This window comes from Burkholderia sp. IMCC1007 (genome assembly GCF_027257875.1).
Lineage (GTDB): Bacteria > Pseudomonadota > Gammaproteobacteria > Burkholderiales > Burkholderiaceae > Burkholderia.
In genome coordinates this window covers 12,108-32,572 of sequence record NZ_JAPVQY010000075.1, presented here as the reverse complement: position 1 = coordinate 32,572, position 20,465 = coordinate 12,108, and the positions used below count along the sequence as shown (strand labels likewise).

Annotated in this window: 17 protein-coding genes and 2 rRNA genes; 14 read left to right on the top strand and 5 right to left on the bottom strand. The window is 64.1% G+C overall.

Going from position 1 to position 20,465, the window contains the following annotated elements; genetic code table 11:
- Positions 1–115: ribosomal RNA gene (locus O1Q03_RS36145) — 23S ribosomal RNA — on the top strand; the annotation flags it as partial.
- A 183-nt stretch (positions 116–298) separates the two neighbouring features.
- A 5S ribosomal RNA gene (gene rrf / locus O1Q03_RS36140) occupies positions 299–411 on the top strand.
- Between the two features lie 151 nt (positions 412–562).
- Here rrf and O1Q03_RS36135 read toward each other — a convergent pair.
- Together O1Q03_RS36135 and O1Q03_RS36130 are read right to left on the bottom strand one after the other, a co-directional pair.
- Positions 563–934 (bottom strand): nuclear transport factor 2 family protein, encoded by a 372-nt coding sequence (locus tag O1Q03_RS36135; RefSeq protein WP_269510110.1) that lies wholly within the window; start codon positions 932–934, stop codon positions 563–565.
- Positions 935–1,038: 104 nt separating this feature from the next.
- Positions 1,039–1,638: a hypothetical protein gene (locus O1Q03_RS36130; RefSeq protein ID WP_269510106.1), complete on the bottom strand. Its 600-nt coding sequence runs from the start codon at positions 1,636–1,638 to the stop codon at positions 1,039–1,041.
- A 383-nt stretch (positions 1,639–2,021) separates the two neighbouring features.
- Between O1Q03_RS36130 and O1Q03_RS36125 the strand changes: the two genes are divergently transcribed.
- From O1Q03_RS36125 to O1Q03_RS36115, 3 genes are all read left to right on the top strand, one after another.
- Positions 2,022–3,527 (top strand): aldehyde dehydrogenase, encoded by a 1,506-nt coding sequence (locus O1Q03_RS36125; RefSeq protein WP_269510103.1) that lies wholly within the window; start codon positions 2,022–2,024, stop codon positions 3,525–3,527.
- A 113-nt stretch (positions 3,528–3,640) separates the two neighbouring features.
- Positions 3,641–5,032 carry an aspartate aminotransferase family protein gene (locus O1Q03_RS36120; RefSeq protein WP_269510100.1) on the top strand — a complete coding sequence of 464 codons (1,392 nt, stop codon included), beginning with the start codon at positions 3,641–3,643 and terminating at the stop codon, positions 5,030–5,032.
- Positions 5,033–5,354: 322 nt separating this feature from the next.
- Positions 5,355–6,764, top strand: coding sequence for a purine-cytosine permease family protein (locus O1Q03_RS36115; protein WP_269510097.1), 1,410 nt, complete (start codon positions 5,355–5,357; stop codon positions 6,762–6,764).
- 35 nt (positions 6,765–6,799) lie between these two features.
- Here the strand turns inward: O1Q03_RS36115 and O1Q03_RS36110 are convergent, their stop codons facing one another.
- Positions 6,800–7,804, bottom strand: coding sequence for an AraC family transcriptional regulator (locus tag O1Q03_RS36110; RefSeq protein WP_269510113.1), 1,005 nt, complete (start codon positions 7,802–7,804; stop codon positions 6,800–6,802).
- Positions 7,805–7,940: 136 nt separating this feature from the next.
- Between O1Q03_RS36110 and O1Q03_RS36105 the strand changes: the two genes are divergently transcribed.
- Genes O1Q03_RS36105 through O1Q03_RS36095 form a run of 3 tightly spaced genes read left to right on the top strand, consistent with a single transcriptional unit; the run spans position 7,941 to position 11,611 of the window.
- A complete protein-coding gene (locus O1Q03_RS36105; RefSeq protein WP_269510094.1) occupies positions 7,941–9,614 on the top strand; it encodes an acyl-CoA synthetase in 1,674 nt (557 codons plus the stop codon).
- A gap of 20 nt (positions 9,615–9,634) precedes the next feature.
- Entirely contained in the window at positions 9,635–10,402 is a 768-nt protein-coding gene (locus O1Q03_RS36100; RefSeq protein ID WP_269510091.1) for a 3-hydroxyacyl-CoA dehydrogenase, read from the top strand.
- Between the two features lie 18 nt (positions 10,403–10,420).
- Positions 10,421–11,611, top strand: a complete 1,191-nt coding sequence (locus tag O1Q03_RS36095; RefSeq protein WP_269510088.1) for an acetyl-CoA C-acetyltransferase — start codon at positions 10,421–10,423, stop codon at positions 11,609–11,611.
- Positions 11,612–11,806: 195 nt separating this feature from the next.
- On the opposite strand, the gene O1Q03_RS36090 is transcribed toward O1Q03_RS36095, so the two are convergent.
- Complete coding sequence (locus tag O1Q03_RS36090; RefSeq protein WP_269510085.1) at positions 11,807–12,460, bottom strand: response regulator transcription factor; 654 nt, start codon at positions 12,458–12,460, stop codon at positions 11,807–11,809.
- A 359-nt stretch (positions 12,461–12,819) separates the two neighbouring features.
- Here O1Q03_RS36090 and O1Q03_RS36085 point away from each other — a divergent pair, with 359 nt between their 5' ends.
- The 6 genes from O1Q03_RS36085 to O1Q03_RS36060 all read left to right on the top strand — a co-directional run bounded on the left by O1Q03_RS36085 (position 12,820) and on the right by O1Q03_RS36060 (position 19,545).
- Positions 12,820–13,452 (top strand): DUF1120 domain-containing protein, encoded by a 633-nt coding sequence (locus O1Q03_RS36085; protein WP_269510082.1) that lies wholly within the window; start codon positions 12,820–12,822, stop codon positions 13,450–13,452.
- Between the two features lie 333 nt (positions 13,453–13,785).
- Complete coding sequence (locus O1Q03_RS36080) at positions 13,786–14,427, top strand: DUF1120 domain-containing protein (protein WP_269510079.1); 642 nt, start codon at positions 13,786–13,788, stop codon at positions 14,425–14,427.
- Between the two features lie 232 nt (positions 14,428–14,659).
- Positions 14,660–15,298 carry a DUF1120 domain-containing protein gene (locus tag O1Q03_RS36075; protein ID WP_269510076.1) on the top strand — a complete coding sequence of 213 codons (639 nt, stop codon included), beginning with the start codon at positions 14,660–14,662 and terminating at the stop codon, positions 15,296–15,298.
- Between the two features lie 344 nt (positions 15,299–15,642).
- Positions 15,643–16,353 carry a fimbria/pilus chaperone family protein gene (locus O1Q03_RS36070; protein ID WP_269510073.1) on the top strand — a complete coding sequence of 237 codons (711 nt, stop codon included), beginning with the start codon at positions 15,643–15,645 and terminating at the stop codon, positions 16,351–16,353.
- Positions 16,354–16,403: 50 nt separating this feature from the next.
- Positions 16,404–18,938: a fimbria/pilus outer membrane usher protein gene (locus tag O1Q03_RS36065; protein WP_269510070.1), complete on the top strand. Its 2,535-nt coding sequence runs from the start codon at positions 16,404–16,406 to the stop codon at positions 18,936–18,938.
- Positions 18,939–18,960: 22 nt separating this feature from the next.
- Positions 18,961–19,545 (top strand): hypothetical protein, encoded by a 585-nt coding sequence (locus O1Q03_RS36060; protein WP_269510067.1) that lies wholly within the window; start codon positions 18,961–18,963, stop codon positions 19,543–19,545.
- Between the two features lie 81 nt (positions 19,546–19,626).
- Here O1Q03_RS36060 and O1Q03_RS36055 read toward each other — a convergent pair whose 3' ends face one another.
- On the bottom strand, positions 19,627–20,319 hold the full coding sequence (locus tag O1Q03_RS36055) for a TetR/AcrR family transcriptional regulator (protein ID WP_269510064.1): 693 nt from the start codon (positions 20,317–20,319) through the stop codon (positions 19,627–19,629).
- Positions 20,320–20,465 lie beyond the last annotated feature (146 nt).

Here is a 20,465-nt window from a genome sequence, read left to right as displayed (position 1 = left end):
TGGAGGCTTGACCTCCTTGAAGGGTCGTTCGAGACCAGGACGTTGATAGGTCAGGTGTGTAAGCGCAGTAATGCGTTCAGCTAACTGATACTAATTGCCCGTAAGGCTTGATCCTATAACAAGTCTGTCTCGATAGCCGTTAGCGCTTCAGCGCTTACGGATATCGAGCGTCGAGTGCGAGGCACTCGACGTACTGCGGTTGAAGTACCGCGTATGTGTGAGATACAGCTCACAACCTAAATTACTGCTTCTTCCAAGATTGGTTCTGTTGGCCACGCCAGCAGAACAACCCCCTTTGCCTGATGACCATAGCGAGTCGGTCCCACCCCTTCCCATCCCGAACAGGACCGTGAAACGACTCTACGCCGATGATAGTGCGGATTCCCGTGTGAAAGTAGGTAATCGTCAGGCTCCCTAAGCCAAGAACCCCCGCCCGAAAGGCGGGGGTTTTTGCATTGGCGCGGCGGAAATGCATGGGGGATCCGCGTGACGGTGCGCGGAAGTAGCGGCATCGGCTCACCTCGGGACTGCGAAGCTGGTCGATTCGCCGGTATGTCGCGGCTCAACCGATCTGCGACGCATGTCCCGCAACGACACGCCAGCCATTGCCCGAGCGGCGCCACAGGCGCGTATAGACGAACGTGCCGTCGAACGCCGCGCCGTCGAAGCGGCCGGCAAGCATCGCCTTCGTCGTGGTGACGATCAACGCGTCGATCGCCCGTGCCTGCATTTCGTGGATATCGAGTGCGTCGAGACGCAGCAGCTTCGCGCGATGCGCGGAGAGATCGTCGTGCTTCGAGATGACCTGGCCGCTCGGAATAGTGAAGATCAGATCGTCATCCAGCAATGCGTCGAGCATGTCGACGTCGTTGGCCAGCATCGCCGCGCGAAGGGCGGCTTCATACGGTTCGGTGACTGCACGAACTGCGTCCATATCGGTGCCTCGCATCAGTTCGAAGAATCAGGATTTTCGCGCACGACGCGGCATGCGGATCGCGGTGGCCCAGGCACTCCGGCATCACGCCTACGCGACAGAGGCTACTCCGCTTTCGACAGCGCGTGACGCCGCACCACCATCAGCGAGCAGATGCCGATCGACGCGAGGAGGTTGACGACGGGATAGAACGCGACCGCGACATTCCATGTGCTTAACGCCAGCAGCGCCAGCGCATATTTGAGCACGCACAGCGCGAAATACGCGAGACTCTCGCTCCACGGATCGCGGAGCGTCTTGCGCACGGTCGGGCCGAGGCCGGCAAGCTCGATCAGCGTGACGAGACAGATCGAGATGGTCGGATCGGCGGTCAGTATCCAGAGCGGAATCGCCGACAACGCAGCGCACAGAAAAAACCAGTCGACGCGCGTCCAGCCGCGCTCGCCTCGAAAAATGCTCGCGACGAAGGTCAGGAAACAGGTGACGGCAATCGCCGCCGTACACCATGCCGAAGGTCCGGCGCCTGCAGCGAACTGGCCGGCGGCCGCGATCGCCGTGACGATCGACCAGACGAGCCACGTGAACAGATGCGGACGGACGGTGCGCCGATAGACCGCGAGCGCGTACGGAATCGCTGCCAGCAGGGACACGGCAGATCCGATCACACCCAGTACCGAAGCAGCATCCTGACCGACGGTCACCATCGAAGCAGCCTTGTTCGTATGGGCCGACCAGTATGTGGTCGGACCGGACGATGTGCAACGCCGCGCCGGTATTTGGGGCCGCGAGTCGCGCGGTGCTTCGCTGTCGAACCTCGAAACGGTCGAACCCAAACAAACCAGCCGACGATCGCGCAGTCACAGGAAAACCGACTGCACGACGGTCGAATGAATAGAAATAACCTCTTCAATGAGAAGAAAAACTGTTCTTTCAGATCTCTTTTTGATGACCGACAGTTTGACAACCGAACGACTGCTGCGATTCACGGCGGTCACCGACATCGGTCGTGCCCGCTGGCATCTCGCGCCGGCTCGAGTCCAGGCGGAGAACAACGCACAAGCGCCTGGTCGTCACAACGGAGTTTCGAATGAACCCAACTTCAACAGAAAACTATCGGCACGCGGACTGGAGACAACTCGCCGCGCAGATCACGCCGCGAACGCTCGCGCATATCGCCGGCCGCAACGTGCCGGCCCGCAGCGGCCGCACGTTCGCCGCGATCAATCCGGCCACGGAAGCCGTCATCGCGGAAATCGCGTCGTGCGACGCGGCGGATATCGACGATGCCGTGCGTGCGGCCCGCGAAGCATTCGAATCGGGCGTGTGGTCGCGGTGCGCGCCGGCCGAACGCAAGCGTGTGCTGTGCCGGCTCGGCGAACTGATCGTCGCGCATGGCGCGGAGCTTGCGCTGCTCGATTCGCTCAACATGGGCAAGCGTGTCGCGGATGCGATCGGCATCGACGTGCCGGCCGCAGGCGGTCTCTTCAGCTGGTACGGCGAAGCCGTCGACAAGCGGAACGGCGAGGTCGCCTCCACCGATCCGGGCAACCTCGCGATCGTCACGCGCGAGCCGCTCGGTGTCGTCGGCGCGGTGGTGCCGTGGAATTTCCCGCTCGACATGGTTGCGTGGAAGGTGGCGCCGGCGCTGGCGGCCGGCAACAGTGTCGTGCTGAAGCCAGCGGAACAGTCGCCGTTGTCCGCGCTGCGTCTCGCCGAACTCGCGCTCGAGGCCGGCTTGCCGTCCGGTGTCCTGAACGTCGTGCCGGGTTATGGCGAGACCGCCGGGCGAGCGCTCGGCCTGCATCCCGACGTCGACGTGCTCGCGTTCACGGGATCGACGGCCGTGGGCAAGAAATTCCTCGAGTACGCCGCGCAGTCGAACATGAAGCAGGTGTGGCTCGAATGCGGCGGCAAGAGCCCGAATCTGGTCTTCGACGATACGGATGATTTCGATCTCGCGGCCCGCAAGGCCTGCTTCGGCATCTTCTTCAACCAGGGCGAAGTATGCTCCGCGAATTCGCGGCTGCTGGTGCAGCGCTCGATTCACGATGCGTTCGTCGATCGGCTGATCGCGCATGCGGCCGCGTTCATGCCCGGCGATCCGCTGGATCCGGCAAGCGGCATGGGCGCGATCGTCGACGAACACCAGCATCGTCGTGTGTGCGACTGGATCGAGCGCGGCCGCAGGAGCGCAACGCTCGCGATCGGCGGAGGCGCGCCGCGCATCGATGGCAAAGGCTACTTCGTCGAGCCGACGATCTTCATCGACGTCGAGCATGGCGACCCGATCGCGCGCGACGAGATCTTCGGGCCCGTCCTGTCGGTGATGCCGTTCGATACCGAAGACGAAGCGGTGCGTATCGCGAACGATTCGATCTACGGGCTGGCCGCGTCGGTGTGGACCGGCAGCCTGTCGCGCGCGCATCGCGTGTCGGGCCGCCTGCGTGCCGGCACCGTGTCCGTCAATACCGTCGACGCGTTGAGCGCGCAGACGCCATTCGGCGGGTTCCGCCAGTCGGGTTTCGGTCGCGACTTGTCGCTGCATGCGATCGACAAGTACACGGGACTCAAGACGACCTGGATCAGCTACTGATTCAGCGCGGCGACTCGCACGCATCAGCTCATACCGCTGCCAGGCAGGCGTAGCCTGCGCCGCCGGCAGCGCACCATCCCCTTGCTTCACACAACGAAACCGGAGACTCGCACATGAATGCGCCCAACTTTCCGCACCGCACGACCGAGGACTATCAACGCAGCGACGCCGCGCATCACCTGCATGCGTTCGTCGACCAGAAGGCGCTGAACCAGGAAGGCGCGCGCGTGATGGTGCGCGGCGAAGGCGTCTACCTGTGGGACAACGACGGCAACCGCTATCTCGACGGGATGTCGGGCTTGTGGTGCACCAACGTCGGCTATGGCCGGCGGGAGCTGATCGATGCGGCCGCGCGGCAGATGAAGGAATTGTCGTACTACAACATGTTTTTTCATACGACGCATCCGTCGGTGATCGAACTGTCGGAGCGACTCTTCGCGCTGCTCGGCAACCGCTTCAGTCATGTCGTCTACACCAATTCGGGATCCGAATCGAATGAAGTGCTGATTCGCACCGTGCGCCGCTTCTGGGACGTGATGGGCAAGCCCGAGAAGAAGGTGCTGATCGGCCGTGTGAACGGCTATCACGGCTCGACGGTCGGCAGCGCGTCGCTGGGCGGCATGGCGTTCATGCACGAGATGGGCGACTTGCCGATTCCGAACATCACGCACGTCGACGAGCCGTACTGGTACGCGAACGGCGGCGACCTGAGCCCCGAGGCATTCGGCAAGCAGGCGGCGCTGTCGCTCGAACGCAAGATTCTCGAGATCGGTGCGGAGCGGGTCGCCGCGTTCGTCGCGGAACCGTTCCAGGGCGCGGGCGGCATGATCTTCCCGCCGGACGGCTACTGGCAGGAGATCGAACGCATCTGCCGCCAGTACGACGTGCTGCTGTGCGCGGACGAAGTGATCGGCGGCTTCGGCCGTACCGGCGAATGGTTCGCACATCGCCACTTCGGCTTCGAGCCGGACCTGATCTGCATGGCGAAGGGGCTGACGTCGGGCTACGTGCCGATGGGCGGCCTGATCATGAGCCGGCGCGTCGGCGATGCGCTGGTCGAGAAGGGCGGCGTCTATGCGCACGGGCTGACCTATTCGGGGCACCCGGTCGCGGCCGCCGTCGCGCTGGCCAACCTCGACGTGCTCGAGCGCGAGCGTCTCGTCGAGCGGACGAAGACGGATACGGGCCCGTACCTGCAGCAGGCGTTGCGCGATGCGTTCGATGGCCATCCGCTCGTCGGCGAAATCCAGGGCGCGGGCGCCGTCGGTGCGATCCAGTTCGCGAAGAACAAGGCGACGCGCGAGCGCTTTGCCAACGAGGCCGATCTGACCTGGCACAGCCGGACGGTCGGGTTCGAACTCGGCGCGATCGTGCGTTCGACGAACGGCCGGCTGATCGTTGCGCCGCCGCTCGTGATCGACCATGCGCAAATCGACGAACTGGTCGGCACGATGCGCAAGGCGGTGGATGCAACCGCCAGAGAAGTACTCGGGATCGACTGCTGACCGGTCGCATGGCGCGATTTCCGCTCGGTGCAACACGGGCGGAATCGCGTTTCGCGACGGGCGCCGCTTCCGGAACTCGCACGAATGCGCGTGATCCGGAAAGTGGCGGTCCGGAGCGGACCTGACCGGATCGACGGACGGTAGCAAGCACATCGGCGATAGGTATTCGTCTGGTTGTAATGTAGGAATACGAATTGAATATGCAATGCATGAAAACATGCATTTCGTGGCAATACAGACGAACCTCTCCGCTGCTTGCGCAATTGACCCGCTCCGATCCTCCGCAAGCCAACGAACATCACAATAGAGACAAGGAGACGAAATGAGTCAGGGCGAGTCCATTGCTCATCTCGAGGAAAGCACGATCCAGCAGATTCCGCTGACGGAGCGGCACGGCAGCGCGAAGGACCTGTTCACGATCTGGTTCGGTTCGAACATCATGATGCTGACGATCGTCACCGGGTCGCTCGCGACGACGGTGTTCAAGCAGCCGTTCTGGTGGGCGGCGCTCGCGACGCTCGTCGGTAGCCTTATCGGCGCGATCTTCATGGCGCTGCACGCCGCGCAGGGGCCGCAGCTCGGCGTGCCGCAGATGATCCAGACGCGAGGGCAGTTCGGTTCGTTCGGCGCGTTACTGGTAGTCGCGCTGGTCGTCGTGATGTACGTGGGCTTCTTCGCGTCGAACTGCGTGTTCGGCGGGCAAGCGCTGCACAGCCTCGACTCGGGCATCCCGCTCGACGCCGGCGTGGTGGTGATCGGCCTGATCAGCCTGCTCGGATCGATCTACGGATACAAGCTGATCCACGCGTATGCACGGCTGCTCAGCTGGTGCTCAGGCACCGTGCTCGTGCTTGCATTCGTGTGGATCATCTTCGTGCACGGGCTGCCGGGCGATACGTTCTCGAAGCATTCGCTGAACCTGTCGGGCTTTCTCGGTTCGATGTCGGTGGCCGCGCTGTGGCAGATCGCGTATGCGCCGTACGTGTCCGACTACTCGCGCTACCTGCCGCCCGATACGGGGCCCCGCACGGCGTTCTGGTCGAGCTACTGGGGCTGCGTGCTCGGTTCGTTCTTTCCGATGCTGCTCGGCTGCCTGGTGGGCCTCGCCACGCCCGACGGCAACGTCGTGAACGGCCTCACCGGCCTCACGCAGGGCATCAGCGTGCTCGTGATCGTCGTGCTGTCGTTCGGCATCGCGGCCAGCAACGCGATGGAGCTGTATTGCGGTGCGCTGTCGGCCATCACCGTGTTGCAGACGCTCGTTCCGTCGTGGTCGGGCCGCGCCCGCGCACGGGCGATCACGGCGATCGTGCTGTGCTGCATCGCGCTCGCGATCGCGCTGTTCGGGCAGGACAATTTCCTCGCCGGGTATACGAACTTCATCCTGCTGCTGCTGTACGTGCTCGTGCCGTGGACGGCGATCAATCTCGTCGACTACTACCTCGTCTGCCATGGCGAATACGACGTCGACTCGTTCTTCCGGCAGGACGGCGGCATCTACGGGCGCTTCAACGCGATCGCGGTCGGGTCGTATTTCATCGGCATCGTCGCGCAGGCGCCGTTCATGGCGACCGATCTCTACACCGGGGAGCTGGCAAACCGGCTCGGCGGTGCGGACATCTCGTGGATCGTCGGGCTGTCGTTGACGTCGCTCGTCTACTACGCGGGTTGCAAGCTGTTCTCCCGACCGCTGCATGACGTTGCCCCGAGCATCGACGGCACGTCGCGCTGACCACGCAGCATGCCCGGGCTGCACCGCACCGCGCGTCAATGCTCCGGCTGCGCCGCATTGACGTCCCGGCGAAACGCGCCCGGGCTCGTGCCCGTCCATTTGCGGAACGCACGATGAAACGCGCTCGGCTCGGTGAAACCGAGCTCGGCCGCGATTTCCGCGACGCTGAGCGTGTGCGCGCGCAGCAGCGACTGGGCGAGCGCGCCGCGCAGTTCGTCCTTGATCGACGCGAAGCTCTGCCCCTCGCTGCGCAAACGTCGCCGCAGCGTCGCGGGCGTCGTGCCGAGGCGCGCGGCCAGCGTGTCGAAATCCGGCCACTCGGTGGCCGGCCGCGCCTTCAGATGCGCACGCGTCTTCGCGACCCAGCCCGTGTCGTGCCGATAGCGGACCAGCAGATTGCCGGGCGCGCCGCGCAGGAACGTCTTCAGCGCGTGCGCGGAGCGGATCGTCGGCAGCGCGAGATACGCGGCGTTGAACGCGAGCCGACTGTCGCGGCGGTCGAAATGCACCGGCACGCCGAAGAACTGGTGGTAATCGCTGCGCTGATCGGGGCTCGGGCACGCGAAATCGATGCGCTGCAGCGGAATGCGGCGCCCGATCAGCCAGCACGCGACGCCGAGCAGGATCAGCCAGAACGTCCGGTAAGCGAACGCCGAATACGGCGCGCCCGACTGCGTCAGGACGATCTGCGCCTGCCCGTCGGCGACGACGAGTTCGCCATGCGGCTCGTCGAGCACCACGCGCAGGAATTGCAGCGCGCGCCGCAGCGCCTTCTCCAGCGTGCCCGCATGCAGCACGGCATGGCAGAGCAGCGTGAAACTGCCGCGCCGCATCGGGCGGGCGGCGAGGCCAAAGAATTCGTCGTCGATCTCACCGGCGATCGCGAGCCACAGCCGGCCGTACTGTTGTGGCGTGACGGGCTCGCGCACGCTATCCGGCAAGCCCGCGGCGCGCAGCACGGGCCCGACCGGAATCCGTTGCCGGCGCAGGCTCTCGAGCGCATCGTCGACGAAACCCGGCGAGATCATCTGCGGCCCCATTTCTTCATGCCCTCCTGACATGGCAAAAGCGATCACGATTCTAGATTCGGTTTGTCATTGATTGCAATGTGACGGCTGTCTACCATCATCGATATACCGCCGGTTCGCCCGCGGTCATAACGAACAGGAGACACGCATGCGTGATGGAGCAAACGCCCGGGTGGTGCCGGCCTACGCCGACGCCGTGGCCGGCTTCCGTATCGAGACCGCCGCCGCGCAGTTGCAGGGCGACCTGGAGCGGGGCCTGAACGCATGCATCGAATGCTGCGACCGGCATGCAGCGGCCGACGCGAACGCGATCGCGCTCGACTGGATCGACGCCGGCGGCCAGCACCGCAGCTTCACGTTCGCGCAGATGCAGGCGCTGTCGGCGCGCGTCGCGAACCTGCTGGTCGCGCAGGGCGTGAAGCCGGGCGACGTGGTGGCCGGCCTGTTGCCGCGCACGCCGGAGCTCGTCGCGACGATCCTCGGCACGTGGCGGGCGGGCGCCGTCTATCAGCCGCTGTTCACCGCGTTCGGTCCGAAGGCGATCGAGCACCGGCTGCGCATGAGCGATGCGCGACTGATCGTGACCAACGTCGCGAATCGCGCGAAGCTCGACGAGATCGCCGATTATCCGCAGGTCGCGACGGTTCGCGAGCCGGGCGAAGGGCTGCCGGCAAGCGACATCGATTTCCGCGCGGCGCTGGACGCGCAGTCGCAGACGTTCGAACCGGTGCTGCGCAAGGGCACCGACCTGTTCATGATGATGTCGACGTCGGGCACGACGGGCTTGCCGAAGGGCGTGCCGGTGCCGCTATACGCGTTGCTCGCGTTCGGCGCATACATGCGCGACGCGGTCGACTTGCGCGCAGGCGACCGCTTCTGGAACATCGCCGATCCGGGCTGGGCCTACGGTCTCTATTACGCGATCACCGGCCCGCTGCTGCTCGGCCATGCGACGACGCTGTACGAAGGCAGTTTCACCGTCGACAGCACCTACGACGTGATCGAACGGCTCAGCATCACGAGTCTCGCCGGCTCGCCGACCGCATACCGGATGCTGATGGCGGCCGGCACCGAAGCGGCGGCGCGCGTGAAAGGCGCGTTGCGCGTCGTCAGCAGCGCGGGCGAGCCGCTGAATCCGGAAGTCGTGCGCTGGTTCGACGCGGCGCTCGGCGCGCCGATCTACGATCACTACGGCCAGACCGAACTCGGGATGGTCGTGAACAATCATCACGGGCTCGCGCACGTCGTCCATGCCGGCTCGGCCGGCTTCGCGATGCCCGGCTACCGCGTTGCGGTGCTCGACGACGCAGGCCGCGAGCTCGGCCCCGGCGAGCCCGGCAACCTCGCGATCGACATCGCGCGCTCACCGCTGTTGTGGTTCCACGGGTACTGGCAGCAGGACACGCCGGCGATCGCAGGCGGCTACTACCGGACCGGCGACAACGTCGAGCTGGAGCCGGACGGCACCGTGAGCTTCATCGGCCGCGCGGACGACGTGATCACGTCGTCCGGCTACCGGATCGGCCCGTTCGACGTGGAAAGCGCGCTGATCGAGCATCCGGCCGTCAGCGAGGCGGCCGTGATCGGCGTGCCGGACCCGGAGCGCACGGAGATCGTCAAGGCGTTCGTCGTGCTGTCGAAGGGCTTCGAAGGCACGCCCGCGCTGGCCGACGAACTGAGCCAGCACGTGAAGCGGCGGCTGTCCGCGCATGCTTATCCGCGCGCGATCGACTTCGTCGACACGCTGCCGAAAACCCCGAGCGGCAAGATCCAGCGCTTCGTGCTCCGCAAGATGGAAGCCGAGAAGGCCGCTCAATCCTGAACCCTGAATACGGACTGGGAATGAATATCAAGGATCGCGTTTTTCTGATTACGGGCGCCGGTTCGGGCCTGGGTGCCGCGGTTGCGCGGATGGTTGTCGCCGAAGGCGGCAAGGCCGTGCTGCTGGACGTCAATGAAGACGCCGGCACGAGCCTCGTGCATGAGCTCGGCGCGGCCGCGCGCTTCGTGAAGACCGACGTGACGAGCGACGCCGAAGGTCAGGCGGCCGTCGCTGCCGCGCGCGACGCGTTCGGCCGGATCGATGCGCTGGTGAATTGCGCGGGCGTCGCGCCGGGCGAGAAGGTCGTCGGCCGCGAAGGTCCGCATTCGCTCGACCGCTTCGCGCGCGCGGTGTCGATCAACCTGATCGGCACGTTCAACATGATCCGGCTGGCGGCCGACGCGATGTCGAAGCAGGACGCGAATGCGGAAGGCGAGCGCGGCGTGATCGTCAACACCGCGTCGGTTGCGGCGTTCGACGGACAGATCGGGCAGGCCGCCTATGCGGCGTCGAAGAGCGGTGTGGTGGGCATGACGCTGCCGATCGCGCGCGAACTCGCGCGGTTCGGCATTCGCGTGGTGACGATCGCGCCGGGCATCTTCGCGACGCCGATGATGAGCGGCATGCCGCAGGATGTGCAGGATGCGCTCGGCAAGAGCGTACCGTTCCCGCCGCGGCTCGGCCGCCCGGACGAATTTGCGGCGCTGGTGCGCCACATCGCCGAGAACACGATGCTGAACGGCGAAGTCATCCGTCTCGATGGCGCGCTGCGCATGGCACCGCGCTGACACTGGAGGAAATCAATCATGACGACACAGGATCCGATCGTAATCGTTGGGGCGGCGCGTACGCCGATGGGCGGTTTCCAGGGCGACCTCGCCGCCGCCAGCGCAAGCGACCTCGGCGCGGTGGCGATCCGCGCGGCACTCGAGCGCGCGAACGTACCGGCCGAGCGCATCGATGAAATCGTGTTCGGCTGCGTGCTGCCGGCCGGCCAGGGGCAGGCGCCCGCACGGCAGGCCGCGCTGAAGGCAGGGCTGCCGCTGGGCGCCGGCGCGACGACGGTCAACAAGATGTGCGGCTCGGGGATGAAGGCCGCGATGTTCGCGCACGACCTGCTGCTGGCAGGCTCGGCGAGCGTCGCCGTCGCGGGCGGGATGGAGAGCATGTCGAATGCGCCGTACCTGCTGCCGAAGGCGCGCGCGGGGATGCGCATGGGGCACGGGCAGGTGCTCGACCACATGTTCCTCGACGGGCTCGAGGATGCATACGACAAGGGCCGGCTGATGGGCACCTTCGCCGAGGATTGCGCGCAGGCCTACCAATTCACGCGCGAGGAGCAGGATGCGTTCGCAATTGCGTCGCTGACGCGTGCGCAGCGCGCGATCGCGGAAGGCCGTTTCGTGTCGGAGATCGCGCCGGTGACCGTGAAGGCCGGCAAGACGGACAGTGTCGTGTCGATCGACGAGCAGCCGGGCAAGGCGAAACTCGACAAGATCCCGACGCTGAAGCCGGCGTTTCGCGACGGCGGCACGGTGACGGCCGCGAATGCATCGTCGATTTCGGACGGCGCCGCTGCGCTCGTGATGATGCGTCGCTCGGAAGCCGAGCGCCTCGGCCTCACGCCGAAGGCCGTGATCGTCGGACATTCCACTTACGCGAACAAGCCCGGCCTGTTCGCGACCGCACCGATCGGCGCGCTGCGCAAGCTGTCGGAGAAAACCGGCTGGAACCTGCGCGACGTCGACCTGTTCGAGATCAACGAAGCGTTTGCGGTGGTGCCGATGGCGGCGATGCGCGATCTCGACCTGCCGCACGAGAAGGTGAACGTACACGGCGGCGCGTGTGCGCTCGGGCATCCGATCGGCGCATCGGGTGCGCGCGTGATCGTGACGCTGCTGGCCGCGCTCGAAACATATGGCCAGAAGCGCGGCATCGCATCGCTGTGTATCGGCGGCGGCGAGGCGACGGCGATCGCGATCGAGCGGGTCGCGTAACGTTTTTCACGTACGCCGCGAAGCGGGCGACGGGTGGAGCGCGGGGAGCCCTGCGCACCGCCCGTCGCCCGTTCCTGTTTGGTGGATCGTAGATACGCAAGCACACGCGTGTCGAGCGGCGCGGGCAGACATGCGCAATTCTGGCCTCTGCTCACTTTTCTGCGTGTGTCGCCCAAGTAGTCGGCACGAAAGAGACTACGAAGTCGCTATGCCATTGCGTTGCGCGATCTTCAAAAGCTCGACCATATTCGGTGCATTGAGTTTGCTCATGAGCCGCATTTTATGGGTGCTCACGGTCTTGTGGCTGAGCATCAGGGTACGTCCGATTTCCTGATTGTTCATTCCCCTGACGAGCATGCCCAGGATCGTCATCTCTCGGTCGGTGAGCCCATCGAGCCCCGCGACGGGGGTTTTACCTTCGTTCGTCGCGATCTCCTGCAGATTTTCGCGAAGCATGTCGGTCACCACTCGCGGGAAGTACGAATAGCCGGCAAGCACCGCTTTCACGGCCTCGGAGACTTCATTCAGCCCGCCGTCCTTGCAGACGAAGCCGGCCGCGCCGGCTTGCAGGCAACGCATCGCGTAATTGCGCGTGTCGCCGGAGGTAAGCACCAGGATGCTGGAGGCGAGCTTGGCGCCGCGCAGGCGCTCCATGACCGAGAATCCGTCCAGTCCGGGAATGATCAGGTCGAGGATCACCAGATCGGGCTCGTGCGTGCGAGCGGCCTGAACGCCGTCCACGCCCGTATGACACTCTGCGACGACTTCATAACCGTCACGCTCCAAAATTGCTCGCAGCGCCATTCGAATCAGCGGATGGTCGTCCACGATCACAATACGAGGTTTCACAGGTCGCTCTGCTCAATGGATATTTATTTAGCTAAACGAATCATCAATAACCAGGCAGCCATTTTGGTTTTCGCTTGATGCCGTTGCCGGGATGGAACCGGTTTCCCCGAAGGGACCATTCGGGCTACCGAGCGTGCGCTCCGGTGATATTGCTGCTAACCATACTTGAACGCGGATTGATCGCGAATGAGCTGAGTGGCTGGTCAGATACTTCCCGCTGAAAAACAGACTCTTCCGAATGGCCTGAATAGGGGCCGGGGCGGTAAATTCGTCGGCGCTGGTGGCGTAACGGTTTACCCGGTGTTAGCACGCGTAGTGCGGGCCATCATTTTTCGGTTCATTTTTATTGGAGTAAGACGATGAAGAAGAAACTCGCGGGTTTGGGGCTGGTTGCTGGTGTGTTGGCCGTCGCAGGCCATGCGCAGGCGGAAACTTCCGCGGAGATCAAGATCACCGGCAAGATCTTGCCCGATGCGTGCAATCTCACGATCGGCAACGGCGGTATCTATGATTTCGGCTCCATCGCGTCGGCCAATCTTCACCAGGATAAGACGACGCAACTCCCGGGCAAGCTTCAGACGGTGTCCATCTCCTGCAATGCGGCCGCCAAGGTCGCGTTGAACGTGCGGGACAATCGTTCGGGGACGGTCGCCGGCGGCACGGGCGACGACACCGAGTTCGGCCTGGGCAACGGGAAGGTCGGCTACTACACGCTGAGTCTCGGTGGTGCCACTGGCGACAGCAACGGTGTCGATATCGTGGCCGCTCCGGCCGGGTCCAACGCGTGGGCGTCCGACGCGGCGGGGCTGATGGCGAAAGGCAGCGCGCGCAAATCGTTTGCGAACTCGGGCGACGTGACGCCCGGCGCATACAAGACCGTCACGGCCAATCTGACCGTGATCCCGACGATCAACAAATTGTCGGAACTCGATCTTTCCGGCGGCAGTGTCGATCTGGATGGCTCGGCGACTGTAGAGCTGACGTATCTGTAAAAAGGTGCGATCCGGAGCGGGCCAGGATGTCGGACCGCTGCGACGGCTGACGTTCGGGCCGCTTCTACTGAGCGCTGCTTTCGGCCGCTGCGTGAGTGACGAGCATCGGGCCGTGTTGCTGCCATTCGTGTGGGAGTGGTATCGGCGTGGCGGCTGCCGATGCATGGGCGCCGGGGGCACGTTACTGCGAGCGTCGGGTGATCTCGCTTGCGAGAGATGCACGTCGGGATGGGGCGAATCGGATCGTCGACACGATGCGCGTAGCGACGAACGATTCGAATGACAATCCGGCAGGTCGAAGCCCACCCCATTCCAAATAAGAGAGATATTCAGATGAGCTTGAAGCAGTGGTGTGTTCTTTCCGTGCTGGTCTGCACATTGTCGAGCACAGGCGTGGTGTCGGCGGAGGATCTTAAGTTCAACGGCCAGGCCGATCTTAGTCTCACCGGTCAAATCCGATCAGTCGGCGCGTGCGACTTGACGCTGGAAAACGGCGGCGTTGTTGACATCGGCAATCTGACGCAAGAGGATTTTCCTAAGAATTCCTACTTTACGATTAAGCGCAGTATGCCGTTTTATGTGAGTTGTCCGCACCCGACCAAGGTTGGATTCGTGCTGATCGACAACGTCGGTGCAAGCGACCAATTCTCCGAATTCTCGTTTGGCCTGAGCAATCCTGACATTGGTTACTACTCCATGGGATTAAGTACCGATGACTACCGCGTGGTCGACGGAAAAAACGCTTGGTCGCTTAACCGTTCCTATGGCGACAATTGGAACAGCGCTTCTTGGGGCGGATGGAATGTGAAGCTCGGAGATACCTATTCGTGGGGCGTGGCAAGTTCGAGCCCGACGGCGGGCAGGTGGATGCAAGACAGGTTGCGGATCTCCGTCACTTTCAATCCCCAAGACGGTCCGTTTACCGACGAGATGGAGATTGCCGGTTCCGCGACCCTGGAACTGGTCTATCTGTAGCGCACTTCTCATTTCACATGTGACTCCTCCAGTGAGCGGCGGTTCCGCTTATCGGCCCGCTGCGTTCGGAGGGAAGTACCCCAGACCGGTGATGGTGGAGAGGGTTCGGAGATAACGGGCACCGGAGTTGTCAATGTATTCGCGTGGCGGCGTGACGGTTTGTCCGATATAGGCATGTGCAACGCTTGATGCCGGCCTTCATTTTTTGGTTCGTTTTTATTGGAATAAGGCGATGAAGAAGAAACTCGCAGGACTGTGGCTCGTTGCCGGTGCGTTGGTCGTTGCCGGTCATGCGCAGGCGGACAAATCGGTGGACGTCAGGGTCGCCGGCAAGATCGTGCCCGACGGTGCGTGTAACCTCACGATCAGCAACGGCGGCGTCTATGATTTCGGCACCATCGCATCGGAAAACCTTCACCAGAATAAGACGACGCAATTTGCTGCTAAGTGGGAGACCGCGGCCGTCACCTGCAATGCGGCCACCAAGGTCGCATTGAGCGTGCGGGACAACCGCGCGGGTACGGCTGCCGGCGGCACGGGCGAAGACTTCGAGTTTGGCCTGGGCAAGGGGAAAGTCGGCTACTACACACTGACTGTTTCCAGCGCCATGGGTGACGGCGACTCCTGGCTGGATGTCGTGTCTGCTCCAGCTGGGTCCGACGCGTGGGCTCACGATAAGGCGGGGCTGATGACGAAAGACAGCGCGCGCAAATCGTTTGCGGAGCCGGGTAGCTCGGCGCCCGGCGCATACAAGTCCATCGCAATCGTTCTAGGGGCGACTCCGACGATCAACAAATTGTCGGAATTGGATCTCTCCAATGGCAATGTCGATCTGGATGGTTCGGCGACCCTCGATCTGACCTATCTGTAAAAGCGCGCGGTCGGAGCGGGCCGGACGGATGACGTTCGGCCTATTTTTTCTCCAACACTCATTTTCGGCAGGCAGCTCAACGACGAAAACCGGATCGGGTTGCGTTGGGGCGCCCGCGGCCCTGTAACGTCCGAGCGTCACGAATATCGCCCATATCGCGCCTGCCGTTAGCCGCCGCGCCGACGCAGCGATCTATTCCGCTGCCCTCTTGGAATTTCCTCACCACCCGTGCGTAATGGGCATTCTTTTCCGTCAGATAAATTTAAGTCGTATTGCTAATCATGTTTAGACGTGCTGTATGTTTATCGTCCCATCTCGAGTCTTTGTCGTCGTGCCGGCACGCATTGACGAAGATCGTTCTGACGGTGGGACTGCCGCTCCTCCTGAGCGTGCCGACCATTGCCCAGGCTTCGGGCGTTCTCCCCGAATCTTCCGTGGTGATCCTGAACGAAGCAGACGGCGAAGCCACCATGAACGTGAAGAACACGGAGTCGATTCCGCTGCTGCTGCATACGACCATACAGAACACACCGGAAGATCAGGAATTGCTGGTCGTGGCGGTGCCGCCGGTGAGCCGGGTGGAAGGTCAGGACACCCAGCTGGTGCGTTTCCTGCTGCAGAGCCCGGCGCCGCTGAAAGTGCAGCGGCTCAAGCGCGTGACGTTCGAGGGCATACCGCCCAAAGGCCCGGACGGGAAGGCGCGCATCAGCATGACGATCCGCCAGAACCTGCCGCTGATCGTGCATCCCGCCACGCTCGCGAAGCACACGTCGCCCTGGACGCTGCTGCAGTGGTCGGTCGCGGACGGCAAGCTGCGCGTGCGCAACGACAGCCCGTATGTGGTGCGTCTGGGGCAAGGCGTGCAACTCCTGCCGGAGAAGACCGCCGTGGATCTGGGCAAGACCTATGTGCTGCCCGAAAGCACCGTGGAAGTCGCGTTGCCGAAGGGGGCCGGTGCGCGGGCAACCGGCGTCAAGCTGTCGCCCGCGACGATCTACGGCTACGAGGTCGACACCTACGACGCCCCGCTCGTCAACGCCGCGACGCAACCGTAATGCGGCGCGAGCGTGCCATGCGCCGAGTGCGGCGCCAACGCGAATCGAACGTGTATCGCAACGGCACGGCCGCATCGCTGTTGATGTTGCTGGCCGGCGCCTATCCGCCGCGGGCGCACGCGCAGGCGGCCACGCCGCCTGACGCGGCATCCGCCGCGCAAGCGACGGCCGCACAGACCACGTCGGATCCGGCGCCCGTCGATGCGGCGTTCAACTTCGACACGAGCATCCTGCAGCAGCGCGGGCTCGATCCGCAGATCGCCGATTATTTCCGCGCCGCGCCGCGTTATCGGCCCGGTCGCAGCCGCGTTGTCGTCTACGTCAACGACATTCGGCGAGGGCGGATCAACACGCGCTTCGACGAGGACGGCGCACCGTGCTTCGACCAGGCTTTTCTGGACGCAGCCGGCCTGGTGGTGCCGGACACAAAGTATGCAATGGACGGCAATTCCGGCCCCGACACCTGCTACGACTTCGCGCGGGCATTCCCCGGCACGGACGTGACGCTCAAGCCGGGACGCGAAGAAGTGCGGCTCGTGGTGCCGACCACGGCACTTCGTCTCGCCTCGGCCGACTTCTCCGGCTACAGCCGGGGCGGCAATGCGGCGCTGTTCAACTACGAATTGATGACGATGCGCAGCGAAGCGAGCGGCATGCCGGGCTCGAACTTCCTGTCGCTCAATTCCGAACTCGGCGTGAATGCCGGCGACTGGATCCTGCGTAGCCGCGCCTATTCGCAACGTCAGGACAATACAGGATTCCAAAGTAGACACCTATACGCGTACGGCCAGCGAACCTGGGTGCGCTGGGGCGCCACGCTGCAGGCCGGACAGATCAACATCGCCAACTCCGTGCTGACCGGCGCGCCGTTGACCGGCATCCAGGTGTTTCCCGATGCCGCGCTGAGCAAGCAGGAGCGAAACATCGTCATGGTCGAAGGCGTGGCGCAATCGCAAGCACGCGTCGAGGTGCGCCAGGCGGGCGGGTTGATCTATACGACGGTCGTGCCGGTCGGCCCCTTCGCGCTCACGGACTTGCCGCTGCTCAACAACAGCAACGACCTGGAGGTGACCGTCATCGAATCCGACGGCGCGCGGCGCAGCTTCATCGTGCCCGCCGCGTCGATCAGCGCGGGGGCCCTCGGGCAGCGGCAGGGCTACGCGTTCGCGTTCGGCAAGAGTCGCAATCTCGACGGCAACAAGGCCCGCAATCCCTGGGTGGCGAGCGCGAGCGGTAACTGGGCGCTCGGCAAGCGCGGCAACGTCGGTGCCGCCGCGCTGTTCGCTCCCGGATACCAAGCCGCGAGTTGGGGCGTCGATATGCGCGTGTCGCGGTCGAGCAGTATCAAGTTGCAGCAGCGTGCGTCGCTGCAGGCCATGAAGTCGGGCACGCAGATCGAGGTCTCGGGCATTTTCGGTGGCCTGCACGAGAACCTCACCATGAGCTTCAGCAGTGCGTATCAGAGCAATGGCTACCGCACGCTGGACGACTTCACCGTCGATGCGGGCCAGCCCGGGTTTGCTGCGTCGCGCTTTCGGAGCCGGCATACCGCGGCGCTGGCCTGGTCCGATGCCAGGCTGGGCGGTGTGACGTTCGGCTACGCATTCTCCAATCAACAGAACGGCGAGCGCACCCAGCGGCTGAATTTTTCCTGGGGAAAGAGCTTTCGCTTCGGCACCGTGTCGCTGAACGTGGAGCGCGACCTCAGCCCTCGACGGGACGCCCGGTATTACGGCAGCAGAGCTTACGACAGGCCCGACAACACCTATTACGTGTCGCTGAGCATCCCGTTCGGCAAGCGCAGCGTCCGCAGCTATGCGAGCAACACGAGCGGTTATACGCGCTTCGGCGCCAACTACAGCGAACGGGTTGGCGATCGTCTGAACTACTCGCTGAACGCGGAGCGCAACACGCGAGACCGGAGCAACGCCGTGTCGGGCCAGGCGGCCGCGATGTCGCGCATCGCCCAGGTCAACCTGGGTTTTTCCGATACGGGCAATCGTGCCCGCTCGTATTACGGCGGGGCATCGGGCGGCGTGGTGCTGCATGCCAACGGGGTGACGCTTTCGCCGTACCCGGTACAGGACACGTTCGGCATCGTGTCGGCATCGGGTGTGTCGAACGTGAAAATCAACACCCCGCAGGGGCCGGTATGGACGGACCGCTGGGGGCGTGCCGTGGTGCCGCGTCTGTCCGCGTACAGCAGCAATCGTGTGGAGGTGATGACCAGCACCTTGCCGCGCAACGTCGACATCGGCAATGGCTTCCATCAGGTCGACCCCGGGCGCGGGTCGGTGAACCGGATCGACTTCGAACTGACCCGTGTGCGCCGGGTGATGCTGAATGCGCGCGACTCGGAGGGTAATCCGTTGCCTTCCGGCGCCTATGTGCTGGACGGTCGTCAGAAGTATGTCGGCACGGTGCTCGAGCAGGGGCAGGTCTTTCTCAACGACGGAGCCGGCACGGACGCGTTGACCGTGGCGTTGCCGGACGGCAGGGAGTGCCGGTTGCAGTATGAGTTGCCCGAGCGAGCCGGTCCTGGCGTCCTGTTCGAAAGCGCCGATGCCCGTTGCACGCTCCAATGAGGCCCTGGACTAAAGAGAAGATATGTTAGGAAAGCAGATTGTTTGTAGATGGCGTGCATGGGCAATGTGCGCGGGATTGAGTATCGCCGGCGCGGCGGTCGCGGATACAGCGGCGGAAAATTGCCAGCTGCATACGGTGCCTGCGCAGTTGGACTACGGCGCTCAGTATCGGCAGTCGGTTCTGGGGCAACCCGCATCGCCCCGAGGACGCTCGTTGGGAAAACGCCTGGTTTCCGTGAACGTCGTCTGCAAGGTGCCGGTGCGCATGGCGATTTTCCTGCGCGGCGATGCGCTGGATCACAGCGCGTTCCGGTTCGGCCTGCGGGGCGTTCTTTCCGTGGTGGCCGGCGATGCGAGCCTGGACGGCAGGCCCGTTGCGTTGGGCAGTGTCGAACATGCCGGTCAGCGACCTTCGGAGCAGGCCGCCAAAGCCGGCCTGCATCCGAACAGGGGCATCGTCGTGCTGGAGCAGGGCGAGCCGGCGACGGGCAGCCGGCTCGCGTTGCAACTGGAGCTGGAGCCCGAGATCCCGGATGCGTCGCTCGAGGTCGTCGACAACGAATCCGATTGGTCCAGCAGCCACTTCCTGGAGATGGTTCCGTTCTGAAGCCGTCCGGCCTGCGAAGATGCATGTGTCGGCCGAGCGCTGAACCGGATTGCCACGCGGCGCATGCGGACGTGTCGATACCTACCGCTTTGCGTCCGACGATACCGCCCCGCATGCACGGATCACGAGTTGCACGACTTGCTCCGTCTTCTCGTCGAACCCCTTCTGCGTGAATGCACGCTTGCCGCTCAGCGCGCGGATCTGCGCATCGAAATCCGCATAGTGCTGCGTGGTCGCCCACACCAGGTACAGCAGCGCGTGCGCATCGATCGGCGCGAGCAAGCCGCGCGCGATCCAGCCTTCGACCACTGACACACGCTCGTCGAACCACGGCTTCACGCGCTCCGACAGGATGTCCTGCATGTGCGTCGCACCGTGGATGATCTCGTTGGCCCACACCTTCGAGCCAAGCGGGCGCCGCCGCGACAGATCCATCTTTGCGCGCACGTAGCTGCTGATCGCCTCCACCGGATCGTCGCCGGCGTCGAACGATCCGGCCGCGTGGTGCCAGTCTTCGAACAGGTCTTCGAGCACGCGGCGGTACAGCGCGAGCTTGGTCGGGAAGTAGTAATGCAGGTTCGCCTTCGGCAGGCCCGCACGCTCGGCGATCATTGCGGTGCTCGCGCCGTCGAGCCCGCGCTCCGCGAATACGGCTTCCGCACAGGCCAGCAAATGCGCTTCGTTGGACTCGCGGATGTGTGCCTTGCGTCGCCGCAAAGGCGCGCGCGCGTCGTCGGTGCCGGTCGCCTCGGCGCCCGCTTCGTCATGTCTCATCGTTGCCCTCGCGCGGCGTGGATGCCGCGTTGGGCTTCATTCTAGCCGCTCGCTTGCGTTGAACGCACGTGCTCGCGTCGCTGCAGTGCGCGCAATGCTGCGACGCGGTGGCACGTTTCTCGCTCGGTGAAGCTCACGAAAGAAAG